13 protein-coding genes, 1 pseudogene and 1 riboswitch are annotated in these 15,904 nt (G+C 68.7%); of the genes and pseudogenes, 11 read left to right on the plus strand and 3 right to left on the minus strand.

Annotation, left to right across the window (positions count from 1 at the left end; genetic code table 11):
* Positions 1 to 163: 163 nt before the first annotated feature.
* The 10 genes and pseudogenes from clsA (at position 164) to RV986_RS42965 (ending at position 10,522) form a co-directional block, all read left to right on the plus strand.
* Positions 164 to 772, plus strand: coding sequence for a cardiolipin synthase ClsA (clsA, locus tag RV986_RS42920; RefSeq protein ID WP_475922556.1), 609 nt, complete (start codon positions 164 to 166; stop codon positions 770 to 772).
* 116 nt (positions 773 to 888) lie between these two features.
* Positions 889 to 3,384: a sugar phosphate nucleotidyltransferase gene (locus RV986_RS42925; protein ID WP_475922557.1), complete on the plus strand. Its 2,496-nt coding sequence runs from the start codon at positions 889 to 891 to the stop codon at positions 3,382 to 3,384.
* 159 nt (positions 3,385 to 3,543) lie between these two features.
* Positions 3,544 to 4,380: a DUF881 domain-containing protein gene (locus tag RV986_RS42930; RefSeq protein ID WP_475924643.1), complete on the plus strand. Its 837-nt coding sequence runs from the start codon at positions 3,544 to 3,546 to the stop codon at positions 4,378 to 4,380.
* Positions 4,377 to 4,709 carry a small basic family protein gene (locus RV986_RS42935; RefSeq protein ID WP_003988855.1) on the plus strand — a complete coding sequence of 111 codons (333 nt, stop codon included), beginning with the start codon at positions 4,377 to 4,379 and terminating at the stop codon, positions 4,707 to 4,709. Before RV986_RS42930 ends, RV986_RS42935 begins: the two co-directional genes overlap by 4 nt.
* A gap of 5 nt (positions 4,710 to 4,714) precedes the next feature.
* Positions 4,715 to 5,557: a DUF881 domain-containing protein gene (locus tag RV986_RS42940; RefSeq protein WP_475922558.1), complete on the plus strand. Its 843-nt coding sequence runs from the start codon at positions 4,715 to 4,717 to the stop codon at positions 5,555 to 5,557.
* Positions 5,558 to 5,618: 61 nt separating this feature from the next.
* Complete coding sequence (locus tag RV986_RS42945) at positions 5,619 to 6,584, plus strand: FHA domain-containing protein (RefSeq protein WP_475922559.1); 966 nt, start codon at positions 5,619 to 5,621, stop codon at positions 6,582 to 6,584.
* A gap of 42 nt (positions 6,585 to 6,626) precedes the next feature.
* A complete protein-coding gene (ftsR, locus tag RV986_RS42950) occupies positions 6,627 to 7,391 on the plus strand; it encodes a transcriptional regulator FtsR (protein ID WP_475922560.1) in 765 nt (254 codons plus the stop codon).
* Between the two features lie 87 nt (positions 7,392 to 7,478).
* A complete protein-coding gene (locus tag RV986_RS42955) occupies positions 7,479 to 7,952 on the plus strand; it encodes a bifunctional nuclease family protein (protein ID WP_006123076.1) in 474 nt (157 codons plus the stop codon).
* A gap of 343 nt (positions 7,953 to 8,295) precedes the next feature.
* Complete coding sequence (locus RV986_RS42960) at positions 8,296 to 8,940, plus strand: MerR family transcriptional regulator (RefSeq protein WP_475922561.1); 645 nt, start codon at positions 8,296 to 8,298, stop codon at positions 8,938 to 8,940.
* A 44-nt stretch (positions 8,941 to 8,984) separates the two neighbouring features.
* Positions 8,985 to 10,522, plus strand: a pseudogene (locus RV986_RS42965) (DNA polymerase IV).
* Here RV986_RS42965 and RV986_RS42970 read toward each other — a convergent pair.
* A complete protein-coding gene (locus tag RV986_RS42970; protein WP_475922562.1) occupies positions 10,444 to 10,815 on the minus strand; it encodes a PRC-barrel domain-containing protein in 372 nt (123 codons plus the stop codon). The pseudogene RV986_RS42965 and the gene RV986_RS42970 overlap by 79 nt on opposite strands.
* Positions 10,816 to 10,929: 114 nt before the next feature.
* Positions 10,930 to 11,026, plus strand: a riboswitch (glycine riboswitch).
* A gap of 180 nt (positions 11,027 to 11,206) precedes the next feature.
* On the opposite strand from RV986_RS42970, the gene gcvP reads away from it, so the two are divergent.
* Positions 11,207 to 14,092, plus strand: coding sequence for an aminomethyl-transferring glycine dehydrogenase (gene gcvP, locus RV986_RS42975; RefSeq protein WP_475922563.1), 2,886 nt, complete (start codon positions 11,207 to 11,209; stop codon positions 14,090 to 14,092).
* Between the two features lie 133 nt (positions 14,093 to 14,225).
* On the opposite strand, the gene RV986_RS42980 is transcribed toward gcvP, so the two are convergent.
* Complete coding sequence (locus tag RV986_RS42980) at positions 14,226 to 14,432, minus strand: DUF5999 family protein (protein ID WP_475922564.1); 207 nt, start codon at positions 14,430 to 14,432, stop codon at positions 14,226 to 14,228.
* Between the two features lie 473 nt (positions 14,433 to 14,905).
* Complete coding sequence (locus RV986_RS42985) at positions 14,906 to 15,502, minus strand: hypothetical protein (RefSeq protein WP_475922565.1); 597 nt, start codon at positions 15,500 to 15,502, stop codon at positions 14,906 to 14,908.
* Positions 15,503 to 15,904: the final 402 nt, after the last annotated feature.

Consider the following 15,904-nt stretch of genomic DNA (forward strand, 5'->3'; position numbering starts at 1 on the left):
ATACAGCCCGAGAGCCGGAGCTTTTTTGTTTTCACCGACAGCCTCGTGAGTTTGGCTCCAGGATTGTTTCCCGGTTGCGGTCGCACCCCTCCGCGCCGCGGTGTGAGAGCTGCGGGTAAGGTCAGGGGGCATCGTTGGCTCGTTTCCCACAGGAGGCCCCCGGGTGGAGGTCCAGGAGACCCGTGTCCAGACGGACCGGGTCCTCACCATCCCGAACATCCTCAGCATGGCGCGCCTGGTCGGCGTGCCCATCTTCCTGTGGCTGATCCTCAGGCCGGAGTTCGGCGGTCCCAAGAGCGACGGCTGGGCGCTGCTCGTGCTCATGCTGAGCGGCATCAGCGACTACCTGGACGGAAAGCTCGCACGTCGCTGGAACCAGATCAGCAGCCTCGGCCGGCTGCTCGACCCCGCGGCCGACCGGCTCTACATTCTGTCCACCCTCGTGGGCCTCACCTGGCGCGAGATTCTTCCGCTGTGGTTGACGGCTGCACTTCTGGCGCGCGAGCTGATGCTGCTGGTTGTGGTGGCCGTCCTCCGGCGCCACGGCTATCCGCCCCTGCAGGTCAACTTCCTTGGGAAGGCGGCCACCTTCAACCTGATGTACGCCTTTCCGCTCTTGCTGCTCAGTGACGGAAGTGGATGGCTTGCGTCACTTGCTGCGATTTTCGGATGGGCGTTCGCCGGATGGGGTACAACCCTCTATTGGTGGGCAGGAGTCCTCTACGTGGTGCAGGTCCGCCGGCTTCTCAGGGCGGACGCCATGGCCGATTGAGCTCGGCCCGATTGGGCGGCTGAAGTGCCCCGATGGCCCGCGCTCGAAAGCTGCGGGACAATGAAGGCGGGTGAAGTCGGCTAGACCGTCGTCTCTTCAAGGAGGACGCTTCCGACATGAAGGCCGTCGTGATGGCCGGAGGCGAAGGCACACGCCTTCGTCCCATGACCTCAAGCATGCCCAAGCCGCTCCTACCCGTGGTCAACCGCCCGATCATGGAGCACGTGCTACGGCTGCTCAAAAGGCATGGGCTCAACGAGACCGTCGTTACTGTCCAGTTCTTGGCCTCATTGGTCAAGAACTACTTCGGTGATGGCGAGGAGCTCGGCATGGAGCTCACCTATGCCAATGAGGAGAAGCCACTCGGTACCGCCGGGAGCGTCAAGAACGCCGAGGAGGCGTTGAAGGACGACACCTTCCTCGTGATCTCCGGTGATGCCCTGACCGACTTCGATCTCACCGATCTCATCAATTTCCACAAAGAAAAGGGTGCACTGGTCACCGTCTGTTTGACGCGTGTACCGAACCCCCTCGAATTCGGCATTACCATCGTGGACGAAGAGGGCAAGGTCGAGCGCTTCCTGGAGAAGCCGACCTGGGGCCAGGTTTTCTCGGACACGGTGAACACGGGTATCTACGTCATGGAGCCCGAGGTCTTCGACTATGTCGAGGCCGATGTCTCCGTCGACTGGTCCGGCGATGTCTTCCCTCAGTTGATGAAGGAAGGCAAGCCGGTCTTCGGCTATATCGCCGAGGGCTATTGGGAGGACGTCGGCACCCACGAGAGCTATGTGAAGGCCCAGGCAGACGTCCTGGAGGGCAAGGTCGACGTCGAGATCGACGGGTTCGAGATCTCTCCGGGAGTGTGGGTCGCCGAAGGCGCCGAAGTACACCCCGATGCCGTGCTGCGGGGTCCTCTCTACATCGGCGACTACGCCAAGGTCGAGGCGGACGCCGAAATCCGCGAGCACACCGTCGTCGGCTCCAATGTCGTCGTCAAGACCGGTGCCTTCCTGCACCGGGCCGTGGTGCACGACAACGTGTACATCGGGCAGCACAGCAATTTGCGCGGTTGCGTGATCGGGAAGAACACCGACATCATGCGGGCCGCGCGGATCGAGGACGGCGCTGTCATCGGCGACGAATGTCTCGTCGGTGAAGAATCGATCATTCAGGGAAACGTACGCGTCTATCCGTTCAAGACCATCGAGGCCGGCGCCTTCGTCAACACCTCGGTGATCTGGGAGTCGCGCGGTCAGGCGCATCTCTTTGGTGCCCGTGGCGTTTCCGGGATCCTGAATGTGGAGATCACTCCGGAGCTCGCCGTGCGCCTCGCGGGGGCGTACGCGACGACGCTCAAGAAGGGGTCCACCGTCACGACGGCCCGCGATCACTCCCGTGGCGCCCGCGCGCTGAAGCGGGCGGTCATCTCGGCGCTGCAGGCCAGTGCCATCGAGGTACGTGACCTGGAGAACGTACCGCTGCCCGTGGCGCGACAGCAGACCGCCAGGGGAAGCGCCGGCGGGATCATGATCCGGACGTCCCCCGGAGTGCCGGACTCGGTCGACATCATGTTCTTCGACGGTCAGGGCGCCGATCTGTCGCAGGGGGGACAGCGGAAGCTGGACCGGGTGTTCGCGCGGCAGGAGTACCGGCGCGCGTTCCCGGGCGAGATCGGGGATCTGCACTTCCCGGCCAGCGTCTTCGACTCGTACACCGGGTCGCTGCTGCGGAATGTCGACACCACGGGCATCGCCGAATCCGGGCTCAAGGTGGTCGTGGATGCCTCGAACGGGAGTGCCGGGCTCGTGCTGCCCAGTTTGTTGGGCAAGCTCGGGGTGGACTCGCTGACCATCAATCCCGGTCTCGACGAGTCGAGGCCCACGGAGACGGCGGACACGCGGCGGGCCGGTCTGGTGCGGCTCGGTGAGATCGTGGCGTCCGCGCGGGCCGCGTTCGGGGTCCGTTTCGACCCGGTGGGCGAGCGGCTCTCGCTGGTCGACGAGAAAGGGCGGATCGTCGAGGACGACCGGGCCCTGCTCGTCATGCTCGACCTGGTGGCCGCGGAGCGGCGCAGCGGGCGGGTGGCGCTGCCGGTGACCACCACGCGGATCGCCGAGCAGGTGGCGGCGTACCACGGGACCCAGGTGGAGTGGACGACGACGTCGCCGGACGACCTGACGCGGGTCGGGCGCGACGAGTCGACGATCTTCGGCGGTGACGGGCGCGGCGGGTTCATCATTCCGGAATTCAGCAGCGTCTTCGACGGCTCGGCGGCATTCGTACGACTGATCGGGCTGGTGGCGCGGACGCAGCTCACGCTCAGCCAGATCGACGCGCGGATTCCGAGGGCGCATGTCCTGAAGCGTGATCTCGCCACTCCGTGGGCCGTCAAGGGACTGGTGATGCGCCGGGTCGTGGAGGCGGCCGGGGACCGTTTCGTGGACACGACCGACGGCGTACGGGTTGTGGAGACCGACGGGCGCTGGGTGATGGTGCTGCCCGACCCCGCCGAGGCGGTGACGCATCTGTGGGCCGAAGGCCCTGACGACGCTTCCGCGGAGGCGCTGCTCGACGAGTGGGCGGCTGTCGTGGACAGCGCCGGGCGCTAGCCACGCGCGCGTGCCGGACAAGTGCCCCCAAGGGGGCCTGTCCGGCACGTCGGTGGGGCCATTCGGAGGTAGGGCCCGCCACGTGCGACGATGTGCGGCATGCCGCAGCAGCCCCCCATTCGGAGCACACTTCCGCGCCCCTCGCGCCCGGACGCCTCCATGTCGCTGCTCACCAACGTCATGGACCACAGCCTCGACGACGGATATGCCGAGGCGGCCGCCCGCAAGGAGGCCGAGGGCACCGGCGGCATGCCGAAGACGGTGCGGGCGAAGCTCGGTCTCGCGGTCGGTCTCGTCCTCGCGGCGCTGGTGGTGACCGTGGGAGCGGCGAACGCACGGATCTCGGCCCCGGTCGTGGCCAAGGAGCGTCAGGAGCTCATCGACCGCATCGAGCGGGAGACCGCGTCCGCGGACAAGCTGGAGGGCGGGGTCGACACCCTGCGCGCCGACGTGAGCGCCCGGCAGCGCGAGGCGCTGAAGAAACAGGGGGGCGGCGACCAGGCCGACCTGGTGGACATTCTGTCGGGTGCCGTCGCCGTGCATGGGCCCGGGGTGAAACTCGTCGTGAACGACGCCAAGGAAGCCACCCAGGGCGGTGACGGCGATCCCCGCGAGACCAGTGATTTCTCCGACACCGGACGGGTCCGCGACCGTGACATGCAGCGTGTCGTCAACGGGCTCTGGGAGTCCGGTGCGGAGGCCGTCTCGATCAACGGACAGCGGCTGACGGCGCTGTCGGCGATCCGGGCCGCGGGTGACGCGATACTGGTCGACAACAAGCCGCTCGTGCCGCCCTACACGGTGCTGGCGGTGGGGGACGGCAAGCGGCTCAGCACCAGGTTCCAGAACAGTGCCGACGGGCTGTATCTGCACGCCCTGCAGGAGAACTTCGGCATCCGGACCGCCATTTCCGTCGAGGACGACGTCCGGTTGTCCGCAGCACCGAGTGTGATCGTACGTACAGCGCAGCCGAGCACAGGGAAGGGCACATCGTGATCGCCGTACTGGGCCTCGTCGTGGGAGTCGTGGCTGGATTGTTGGTCCGGCCCGAGGTTCCGGCGGTCGTCGAGCCTTATCTTCCGATCGCCGTGGTGGCGGCGCTCGACGCCGTCTTCGGAGGCCTGCGGGCGATGCTCGACGGCATCTTCGACGACAAGGTCTTCGTGGTCTCCTTCCTGTCGAACGTGGTCGTCGCCGCGCTGATCGTCTTCCTGGGCGACAAGTTGGGTGTGGGTGCCCAGCTCTCCACCGGCGTCGTGGTCGTCCTCGGTATCCGCATCTTCTCCAATGCCGCGGCGATCCGCCGGCACGTGTTCCGGGCGTGAGGCCGATGAGCAGCGAGGACGAGACACCCGAGAACCGGCTGCGCAAGGAACTTCCCGAAGAGGTTCCGGCCGCGGCTCCCGAGAATTCCGGATCCGAGCAGGAGGAAGCGCCGGGCGAGCCCTCGCTGACCGGGCGGCAGCGGCTCGCGAAGGGCGTGTGGCCGCCGCGGGTGACACGGGCGCAACTCATCGTCGCGCTGCTCCTGTTCGGCCTGGGCTTCGGTCTGGCCGTCCAGGTGGCCTCCAACAGTGACAGCGGCAGTGCCCTGCGCGGTGCACGTCAGGAAGATCTCGTACGCATCCTCGATGAACTCGACAACCGTACGCAGCGTCTAGAAGACGAGAAGCAGGGTCTCGAAGATCAGCGCACCGAGCTGGAGAACAGCTCGAACCAGGCTGCCGAGGCGCGCAAGCAGACGGTCGAGAAGGAGAGGCAACTCGGCATTCTGGCGGGCACGGTGGCGGCGCAGGGACCCGGCATCACGCTGACGATCAACGACACGAAGGGGACGGTCAAGGCGGACATGCTGCTTGACGCGATCCAGGAGCTGCGCGCGGCCGGCGCGGAGGCGATCCAGGTGAACGGCGTACGGGTTGTCGCCAGCACCTATCTGAGCGACTCCGGCAAGGGCGTGAGCGTGGATGGGAACAAGATCACCCAGCCCTATCGTTTCAAGGTCATCGGCAAGCCGCAGGACCTGGAGCCGGCACTCAACATCCCCGGAGGGGTGGTGCAGACTCTTGAGAAGGAGCAGGCCACCGTCACGGTGGAGCGTGCGACGAAGATCATTGTGGATGCCTTGCGAGCGGCAGAGCAGCCTGACTACGCTCGGTCGTCCTCCCGGTGAACCGGGGGTGCATGGGGGCCGCCCGGCGAGGGCATGAGGTTGCGGGGGGTCGGCGCACCGAATGGGTGGTGCGTGGTGGAAACTGTCTGGTGGATACGGACGTTGTGAGGATGTCCGGGTCGACCGGTGTGTTCAATCAGGGTTCGTCCTGCCCCACGGGCGGGTCTGTTTCGGTCAAGGGGAATCGCCCGTGAAGTTGTTTGCGAAGTTGTTCGGCAAGAGCGCACGAGGAGAGGGCAGCGACAACGCGACTGCTCGACACCGTGCACCACGCCATGGAGACGCCGAGGGCCAGAGCGGCGAGCGCCCGCTGTTCAGGGACCAGGTCGGAGACATTTCCGGTGGTCAGGGCGCGCCGTCTGTTGACCCTGCCCAGTCCGGACGCATAGGTTTCGGGGAACCGTCAACCTCAAGTACGGGTGGAGGGTTCGCCTCCGACCCGTATGCGTCCCATGCCCCTGGAGGGCAGCCGCGGCAGGAGGATCCGTCCATGTCGGCCCTGGTGTGTACGAGGTGCGGTAACCGCAACGCGGAGAACAGCCGCTTCTGCTCCAACTGCGGCGCGCCGCTGCGGCCCGGAGCGGTACCGGAGCGTGCGTCCGAGACGACGTCCACGATCTCCATTTCCGGCCTTGAGGCCTACGATGCCGAGATCACCGGCCAGACGCAGATGCCGACGCTCTCTCCGGAGGCACAGGCGGCCGTCGACGCGCTGCCGCTCGGCTCGGCGCTCCTGGTGGTGCGCCGCGGTCCGAACTCGGGCAGCCGCTTCCTGCTGGACGGCGAGCTGACCACGGCCGGGCGTCATCCGCAGAGCGACATCTTCCTGGACGACGTGACCGTGTCGCGCCGCCATGTGGAGTTCCGTCGCGCCGCGGACGGCTCGTTCACGGTCGCCGACGTGGGCAGCCTGAACGGCACGTACGTCAATCGGGAGCGGATCGACTCGGTCCCGCTGTCGAACGGCGACGAGGTGCAGATCGGTAAGTACCGGCTGGTCTTCTACGCGAGCCAGCGGGGTATCTGACCCTCCCCCGGACTCCGTCCGGGGGGACCCCCAGGAAGGTCCATGCTTCGATCACCGAGCGGCGGTGCCGGGAGCGGTACCGCCGCAGTGGACAGTGGGCTGATGAGCATCGGCGCGGTGCTGAACGCGCTGCGCGACGAGTTTCCCGAAGTCACGGTCTCCAAGATTCGGTTCCTGGAGTCGGAGGGGCTCGTCGAGCCGCAGCGGACCCCCTCGGGGTATCGCAAGTTCAGCACGGCCGACGTGGAGCGCCTCGGCCACGTACTGAGGATGCAGCGGGACCACTATCTTCCGCTGAAGGTGATCCGTGAGTACCTGGACGCCCTGGAACGCGGGGAACCGGTGCGGCTGCCGTCCGTGGGGCGGCAGCGCGACTCCGGCGACGGAGAGCCGCTCGGCGCGTTCGGTGATCTCTTCGGGGAGCCGGAGGCGCCCACCGCGGCCCGGGTGGGCCGTGCGGAGCTGCTGGCCGCCGCCGAGATCGGTGAGCAGGAACTTCAGGAGTGGGAGTCGTACGGGCTGGTCGCCCCGCTGCCGGACGGGGCGTATGACGCCGAGGCGGTGACGGTCGCCGCGCTCGTCGTCGAGCTGGGGCGGTTCGGGATCGAGCCGCGCCATCTGTGTGCGATGAAGGCCGCGGCCGAGCGGGACGCGGGGCTCGTGGACCAGGTGGTGGCCCCGCTGCGGCGGCACCGCAATCCGCAGACCAGGGCGCATGCGGAAGCCCGTACGAAGGAACTGGCGGGGCTCACGGTAAAGCTGCACGCGGCCCTGGTGCAGACCGCGCTCGGCGTGCGGCTGCCCTGACCGCGAGCGCTCGGTCGGGAGCCCGGATCGGCCACCCGTTCTGTGCCCGACTACCCAAACGTCCCGGGCACGGCCTAGGGTTGCTGTGTGAACGAGCTCGATGTCGTAGGTGTCCGGGTCGAGATGCCCTCCAACCAACCGATCGTGCTCCTGCGTGAAGTGGGAGGCGACCGTTACCTCCCCATCTGGATCGGACCGGGGGAGGCGACGGCGATCGCCTTCGCCCAGCAGGGCATGGCCCCCGCGCGACCGCTGACCCACGACCTTTTCAAGGACGTGCTGGAAGCCGTCGGCCAGGAGCTCACCGAAGTGCGCATCACCGATCTGCGCGAGGGCGTCTTCTACGCGGAGCTGGTGTTCGCCAGCGGGGTCGAGGTCAGTGCCCGCCCGTCCGATGCCATAGCGCTGGCGCTGCGCACCGGAACGCCGATCTACGGCAGCGACGGGGTACTCGACGACGCGGGCATCGCGATCCCGGACGAGCAGGAGGACGAGGTGGAGAAGTTCCGCGAGTTCCTCGACCAGATCTCGCCCGAGGACTTCGGGACCAACAGCCAGTGAAGGGGCCGGTCGGCCCGTGACGGGACCGGTCGTCCACCGGGTGGGCGATCGGACTCCGGGGTTCTTCGAGGACCGAGGACCATTGAGGATCCGGGGTCGTCGAAGGCGTGGCACCGCCCCGTGAGAGACCCTCGGAGCGGAGGGGTTTCGAGCGGCAATTGCCCCGGGCCGGTGTGGCGCGCTGCGGCTCGCTCCGAGAGCATTCGGCTAGCCTTTCCCCGCGGTGGGACACGGGAAACCACTCCTAGGGTGATTATCACTCGGCGTGCCGAGTGTGGCGATCGTTGACGCGCCCCTGGTGACTGCCTACCGTCGAGGAGGCAGGTCAAGGACGGAGGTCGGCGTGAGAAGCAGCGGCGACGGTACGGCTGGGGGTGCCCCCGGACGCAGTCTGGGGGAGGGTGGCCCGTACCCGCTTCACGGCAGCGCGGCCGGTCACGTTCCGCAGCGGCCGACAGCGGTGACTGGTGAGCCCGAAGAGGGAGGGGCGGTCGTCGAGGAGGTCGGCTACCGCGGACCCACGGCGTGCGCCGCCGCGGGTATCACGTACCGGCAGCTCGACTACTGGGCCAGAACCGGTCTGGTCGAGCCCAGCGTGCGGCCCGCCTACGGGTCGGGGACGCAGCGGCTCTACAGCTTCCGGGACGTCGTCGTTCTGAAGATCGTGAAGCGGTTCCTCGACACGGGAGTGTCCCTGCAGAACATCCGCACCACGGTTCAGCACCTCAGGGAGCGCGGCTTCCGGGATCTGGAGCGCATGACGCTGATGAGCGACGGCGCGACCGTGTACGAGTGCTCCTCGCCCGACGAGGTGCACGCCCTGTTGCAGGGCGGGCAGGGCGTCTTCGGGATCGCCGTGGGCGTGGTGTGGCGGGACGTCGAGAACGCACTCTCGCAGCTGCACGGGGAGCGCGTGGACACGGGAGAGACGCTCCTCGGGCACAATCCGGCGGACGAGTTGGCGCGCCGGCGCAACCGGGCCGTCTGAGGCCCGCAGAGGCATTGTCAGTGGCGTAGGGCAGCATCGGAGATGTGAGAACCGCGCCAACGATCCTGCATCTCGACATGGATGCCTTCTTCGCCTCGGCGGAGCAGGCGGCCAAGCCGAGCCTGCGCGGGAAAGCCGTCGTCGTGGGCGGGCTCGGACCGCGCGGAGTCGTCGCCACCGCCTCGTACGAGGCGCGTGTCTTCGGGGTGCACTCGGCGATGCCCATGGCCCAGGCGCGCCGGCTGGCGCCGAACGCCGCGTATCTCGTGCCGCGCTTCGGTCTCTACCGGGAGATCAGCGAGCAGGTGATGGGGCTGCTGCGGGCGCTGTCGCCGCTGGTGGAGCCCCTGAGCCTGGACGAGGCGTTCGTCGATCTGGAGGCCGGCGAAGCGGCCTGGGACGATGCTTCCGCGCGGTTGGCGGGGGCGAAGCTGCGCGCGGACATCCGGGCCGTCACGGGGCTGACGGGATCGGTGGGGCTCGCCGCCTCCAAGATGCTCGCCAAGATCGCCTCGGAGCAGGCCAAGCCCGACGGTCTTGTGGTGATCGACCCGGGGACGGAGCGCGCGCTGCTGGGGCCGATGTCGGTGCGGACGCTTCCGGGTGTGGGGCCCGCGACCGGGGACCATCTGCGCCGGGCCGGGATCACCACGGTCGACGAGATCGCCGAGGCGGGCGAGGACGAGCTCGTACGGCTGCTGGGGAAGGCTCACGGGCACGCGCTGTACGCGATGGCGCTGGCGCAGGACGAGCGGCCCGTGGTCGCCGAGCGGGAGACGAAGTCCGTGTCGGTGGAGGACACGTACGACGTGGACATCCACGACCGGGTGCGGGTCGGCCTGGAGGTGCAGCGGCTCGCCGGCCGGTGTGTGCGGCGGTTGCGGGATGCCGGGTTGTCCGGGCGGACCATCGTGCTGAAGGTGCGCAGATACGACTTCTCGACGCTGACCCGGTCCGAGACGCTGCGGGGGCCCACGGACGACCCGGCGGTCGTGGGGGAGGCCGCCGCCCGGCTTCTGGAGGCGGTGGACACGACCGGGGGCGTACGGCTGCTGGGGGTCGGCGTGTCGGGGCTCGCCGACTACACGCAGGAGGATCTGTTCGCCCAGGCCAGAGCTCAGGCGGAGGCCCACGCGGAGGCGGAGGCCGCCGTGGAGGAGTCGACGGTGCCGGATCATCCGGACGAGGAGGAACCGGGCGCCGAGCAGGTGCCGCCCGCCGAGCGGCGGTGGCCCGCCGGGCATGACGTGCGGCATGTCGAGTACGGGCACGGGTGGGTGCAGGGGAGTGGGCTGGGGCGGGTGACCGTGCGGTTCGAGACGCCCTACTCCGAGCCCGGGCGTGTGCGGACGTTTCGTACGGATGACGTTGCGTTGGAGTTGGCGGAGCCGTTGCCGTTGGTGGTGGGGGTGGTCAGCGATCGCCGTGAGGGGTGAAGTCGGTTCGGCGCCGCGGGTTGTTTGTGGCTGGTCGTGCGGTTCCCCGCGCCCCTTTCGGGGCGGGTCAACCCTCGTCCGTGCCCGCCAGACGGCCGAAGTCCCGGTCCGCGGGCGGCGGCGGGGGCGCTACGTCCAGGCCGTAGTGGTGGTAGAGCTGGAGTTCCTGGTCGGGGGAGAGATGGCGGCCCACGCCGAAATCGGGGGCGTCCTTGATCAGCGCTCGGTCGAAGGGGACGTGCAGCGTGCCTTCGACGATTTCGCTGGGCTCCAGAGGCACGAAGGCGTCCCTGCTGAACAGGCCGGTGCGTATGGCCGCCCACTCCGGGACGCCGGTCGCGTCGTCGAGATAGACCTCGTCGATCGTGCCGATCTTGGCGCCATTTCGGTCGAGCGCCTTGCGGCCGATCAGGTTGCGCGGATCGATGTCGGTCTGCACGGTCCCTCCATTCGCTGGCAACTCATCCGTAAGCACTACAAAAGAGCACATTCAGGAAGGTGGCCACTCGAAAGCTCGTGCGTTGCCCTCGCTGGTAGGCTGGCAGGCGGCTGCTGACCCCGCGCGGGAGAGTCCTCCAAGACACCATCGGAGGCGCCGAAGGAGCAAATCCTCCCCGGAATCTCTCAGGCTCACGTACCGCACGGACGAGGTCACTCTGGAAAGCAGGGCGAGGGTCGATGGCCCTCGCTCTCACCGACGGTGAAAGCCGGGTCGCAGCGAGCGGGCGGGCCGGTGAAGCTCTCAGGTTGAGATGACAGAGGGGGAGGCCGTCGGGGTACCCGCGCCGGGGTGCCCCTCGAAGGTCGCGTCAGACCAGGAGGCCTCCGCAATGACCGCCCACCGCACTCCGCTCTCCGTGCTCGAACAGGGAATCCCCTTCGAACAGCGCCACATCGGGCCCGACTCCGAGGCACGGGCCAAGATGCTCGCGCAGGTCGGGTACGGCTCGCTCGACGAGCTGACGGCCGCCGCGGTGCCGGACGTCATCAAGAACGCCGAGGCGCTGGAGCTGCCGGGCGCGCGCACCGAGGCCGAGGTACTGGCCGAGCTGCGCTCCCTCGCGGACCGCAACCAGGTGCTCGACTCGATGATCGGCCTCGGCTACTACGGCACGTTCACGCCGCCGGTGATCCTGCGCAACGTCATGGAGAACCCCGCCTGGTACACCGCGTACACGCCGTACCAGCCGGAGATCTCCCAGGGGCGGCTCGAAGCGCTGCTCAACTTCCAGACCGTGGTCGCCGAGCTGACCGGACTGCCGACCTCCGGCGCCTCCCTGCTGGACGAGGGCACCGCGGCCGCCGAGGCGATGGCGCTGTCCCGGCGCATGGGTAAGAACAAGAAGGGCCTCTTCCTGGTCGACGCGGACGCCCTGCCGCAGACCATCGCCGTCATCGAGACCCGCGCCGAGCCGACCGGTGTCGAGGTCGTCGTCGCCGACCTGGGCGAGGGCATCCCGGCCGAGATCGCCGGGCGCGAGATCAACGGCGTGCTGATCCAGTACCCGGGCGCCTCCGGTGCCGTACGCGACCTGAAGCCCGTCGTCGAGCAGGCGCACGAGCTCGGCGCGGTCGTCACCGTCGCCGCCGATCTGCTTGCCCTCACGTTGCTCATCTCGCCGGGTGAGCTCGGCGCCGACATCGCCGTCGGTACGACCCAGCGCTTCGGAGTGCCGATGGGCTTCGGCGGTCCGCACGCCGGATACATGGCGGTGCGTGAGAACTTCGCGCGCAGCCTGCCCGGCCGGCTGGTGGGCGTCTCCGTGGACGCCGACGGACACAAGGCGTACCGGCTCGCCCTGCAGACACGCGAGCAGCACATCCGGCGCGAGAAGGCGACCAGCAACATCTGTACGGCTCAGGTGCTGCTCGCGGTGATGGCCGGCATGTACGCCGTCTATCACGGGCCCGAGGGCCTGCGGACCATCGCGCGGCGTACGCACCGGTACGCCACGATCCTCGCCGAGGGCCTGAAGGCGGGCGGGGTCGAGGTCGTGCACGGTGCCTACTTCGACACGCTGACCGTGCGGGTGCCGGGCCGGGCCGCCGAGATGGTGGCCGGCGCGCGCAACCAGGGTGTCAACCTCCACCTCGTCGACGCCGACCATGTGTCGATCGCCTGCGACGAGACCACCGCCCGCAAGCAGGTGGGCGCCGTCTGGACCGCCTTCGGCGTCGACGGTGACATCGAGGCCCTGGACGCCGTCGCCGAGGAAACGCTGCCCGCGGCGCTGCTGCGCACCGACGACTACCTCACGCACCCGGTCTTCCACCAGTACCGCTCCGAGACCGCGATGCTGCGCTACCTGCGCAGGCTGTCCGACCGTGACTACGCGCTCGACCGCGGCATGATCCCGCTGGGCTCCTGCACCATGAAGCTCAACGCGACCACCGAGATGGAGCCGGTCACCTGGCCCGAGTTCGGCCAGCTGCACCCCTTCGTGCCCGCCGAGCAGGCGCAGGGCTATCTCACCCTCATCCAGGAGCTGGAGGAGCGGCTCGCCGAGGTCACCGGGTACGACAAGGTGTCACTCCAGCCGAACGCGGGCTCCCAGGGCGAGCTGGCCGGGCTGCTCGCCGTACGCGGCTACCACCGCGCCAACGGCGACGAGCAGCGCACGGTGTGTCTGATCCCGTCCTCCGCGCACGGCACGAACGCCGCGAGCGCCGTGATGGCCGGGATGAAGGTCGTCGTCGTGAAGACCGCCGAGGACGGCGAGATCGACGTCGAGGACCTGCGGGCCAAGATCGAGCAGTACCGCGACGAGCTGGCGGTGCTGATGATCACGTACCCCTCGACGCACGGTGTGTTCGAGGAGCACGTCGCCGACATCTGTGCGCAGGTGCACGAGGCGGGCGGGCAGGTGTACGTCGACGGCGCCAACCTCAACGCGCTGGTGGGGCTCGCCAAGCCGGGCCACTTCGGTGGTGACGTCTCGCACCTGAACCTGCACAAGACGTTCTGCATCCCGCACGGCGGTGGCGGTCCCGGTGTCGGCCCGGTCGGTGTGCGCGAGCACCTGGCGCCCTACCTGCCGAACCACCCGCTGCAGCCCGCGGCCGGTCCCGAGACCGGTGTGGGACCGATCTCGGCCGCTCCCTGGGGCTCTGCGGGCATTCTGCCGATCTCTTGGGCGTACGTCCGTCTCATGGGCGGCGAGGGCCTCAAGCGGGCCACGCAGGTGGCGGTGCTGTCCGCCAACTACATCGCCAAGCGCCTGGAGCCGCACTTCCCGGTGCTCTACACCGGCCCGGGCGGACTGGTCGCGCACGAGTGCATCATCGATCTGCGCCCGCTGACCAAGGCGACCGGCGTCAGCGTCGACGACATCGCCAAGCGGCTGATCGACTACGGCTTCCACGCGCCGACGATGTCCTTCCCGGTGGCCGGCACGCTGATGATCGAGCCGACCGAGTCCGAGGACCTGATCGAACTCGACCGGTTCTGTGAGGCGATGATCGCCATCCGTGCGGAGATCGACAAGGTCGGCTCGGGTGTCTGGGCGGCCGACGACAACCCGCTGCGCAACTCCCCGCACACCGCCGCCGCGCTCGGCGGGGAGTGGGAGCACGCGTACACCCGTGAGGAGGCCGTGTTCCCGGCCGGGGTCTCGGCCGCGGACAAGTACTGGCCGCCGGTGCGGCGCATCGACCAGGCGTACGGCGACCGGAACCTGGTCTGTTCCTGCCCGCCGCTGGACGCCTACGAGGACTGATCAGCGCTCAGAACGTAGATGGCTACGGGGAGTGATCACCCTCGGACATGCGTCGGGGCCGGTTCGGAGAGTACGTCTCCGGGCCGGCCCCTCGTGTGTCTGGGCGGCTGGTCCGGCCACCCGGTTGTGCGGCTCAGGCGGCCGTCATCACGTGTTCGCTGCCCAGCGGGCGGTGCGGGGCGATGATCTGGCCGTCCGGCAGGAGCTCACCGGTGTCCTCGAAGAGCAGCACGCCGTTGCACAGCAGGCTCCATCCCTGCTCCGGGTGGTGCGCCACGAGGCGGGCGGACTCCCGGTCGGCTGATTCGACTGTCGGACACGGTGGCTGGTGCTGGCACATGGATGGGATCTTTCGCTGGGATGAGAGATGAGTGATGGCTGTGGTGTCTGTCCCGCGGCTCGAAGTACTCATGGCCGCCCCCCGTTGGTGTGTGTTTGGAACCCAGTGTTGCCCTACGGGCGTCAATCCGCAGGGATTTCGCGGCACCGCTCCTCACAGGTTGGAGACGCATCACCCGAGCGGACGGTTCATTCCAACTGCACGGTCCCTTCGGGGGGTTCGCGGTGGTCGGATGGGGCTAGTCCGAGGGGAGCCGGGGGCGCGTTTCCCCTCGTACGAGCGCTGCTGGGCCCGAACGAGCGGCCCGGTTCGGGGTTCGACGAGCGGCCGGCTCTGGGGGCTCGACGGGGGGCTCGCTCAGAGGCTCGACGGGGGCTCGCTCGGAGGCTGGACGCACCGTGGCAGCACCGTGCCCCGCTGCCGGCGAAGCGGCGGCGGGGCAACGAGCGGCGCGTGTGTGCCTGGGCGAGCGCTTATGCGGGCGAGCTGAGCAGCGGGGCGGGGGTGAGCCGGTGGGTGAGGACCGGCAGGAGTTCGGCGACGCGGTGCGGGCGGTGTGCGGCGATGCCGGGCGGGGCGGGCGCGAGCGGCACCAGGAGGTCGGTGGCGGCCGGATGTCCGTCGGCGCCGTCCGCGGTGCAGTCGCCGTGCAGCCACAGCGTGAGCATGTAGAGCTCGGGCACGGACAGCAGGCGGGGCTGGTACGGCTGCTTCATGTTCTCGGCCTGGCGCAGGGCGCGCTCGGTGGCCGCGATGTACGGGCCTTCGAAGAAGTGCGAGAAGGCCCAGCCGTCGGCGGTGAGCATGGTGTCGGCGGCTGCCACCGAGCGGTCGCCGCAACGGATCAGGAAGCGCCACCCGGCGAGCCGGGTGGTCGAGGCGCCCGCCGACGCGCCCGCCGGCGTGACCCGGTCCAGGACATGTACGGGCAGCGGGAGTTCGGGGGTGACGGGTCCCTGCGCCATGCGCAGGGACGGGGTACGGGCCTCGCGGACGGCGGTGGGGGAACCGAGTGCCGTGAGGACGGTGCGCAGGGCGGGCGCGGGAGCCGGGGGGACATGCAGCGGCATGGTGGGTCGCCTCTCATTCGACAGGCACAGTGACGCGAGGGCGGGGGCGGACGGCGCTGTCAGCTCTCGGGGTCGGAGGGGCGAGGGGTCTGGATCTGCCGACAGGGTGTCGCCTGCCGCACGTCACCTCGACGACAGGACCTCGGACCGCGAGCGCCAACTCTCTGCCTCGTTCGCGGAGTTTATACGACGCGTGTTCATACGGTGTTTCATCTAGCCGTCGCGAATATGAAGAGCAAGGCGGTATTCGGTCGACGAAACGAGAGGTTCATCCCGATTTTGCGTCACCGCCCGACGGTGACCTCGGAATACTTCGCCTGAGCGGTCGGCCGATTCTCGTCGGCGTTTTTCACGAGATCGTGTCAGGCTGAAAGTGTGCTGTGGTCCATGCCCCGTGAATGT

Source organism: Streptomyces sp. RLA012, assembly GCF_056270325.1.

Bases quoted from the DNA above. Each gene is read 5' to 3' on its own strand.
- RV986_RS42980 (WP_475922564.1), bottom strand. From the start codon at position 14,432: ATGTGCCAGCACCAGCCACCGTGTCCGACAGTCGAATCAGCCGACCGG.
- RV986_RS42940 (WP_475922558.1), top strand. From the start codon at position 4,715: ATGAGCAGCGAGGACGAGACACCCGAGAACCGGCTGCGCAAGGAACTT.
- RV986_RS42930 (WP_475924643.1), top strand. From the start codon at position 3,544: ATGTCGCTGCTCACCAACGTCATGGACCACAGCCTCGACGACGGATAT.
- RV986_RS42985 (WP_475922565.1), bottom strand. From the start codon at position 15,502: ATGCCGCTGCATGTCCCCCCGGCTCCCGCGCCCGCCCTGCGCACCGTC.
- ftsR (WP_475922560.1), top strand. From the start codon at position 6,627: ATGCTTCGATCACCGAGCGGCGGTGCCGGGAGCGGTACCGCCGCAGTG.
- RV986_RS42945 (WP_475922559.1), top strand. From the start codon at position 5,619: ATGGGTGGTGCGTGGTGGAAACTGTCTGGTGGATACGGACGTTGTGAG.
- gcvP (WP_475922563.1), top strand. From the start codon at position 11,207: ATGACCGCCCACCGCACTCCGCTCTCCGTGCTCGAACAGGGAATCCCC.
- RV986_RS42925 (WP_475922557.1), top strand. From the start codon at position 889: ATGAAGGCCGTCGTGATGGCCGGAGGCGAAGGCACACGCCTTCGTCCC.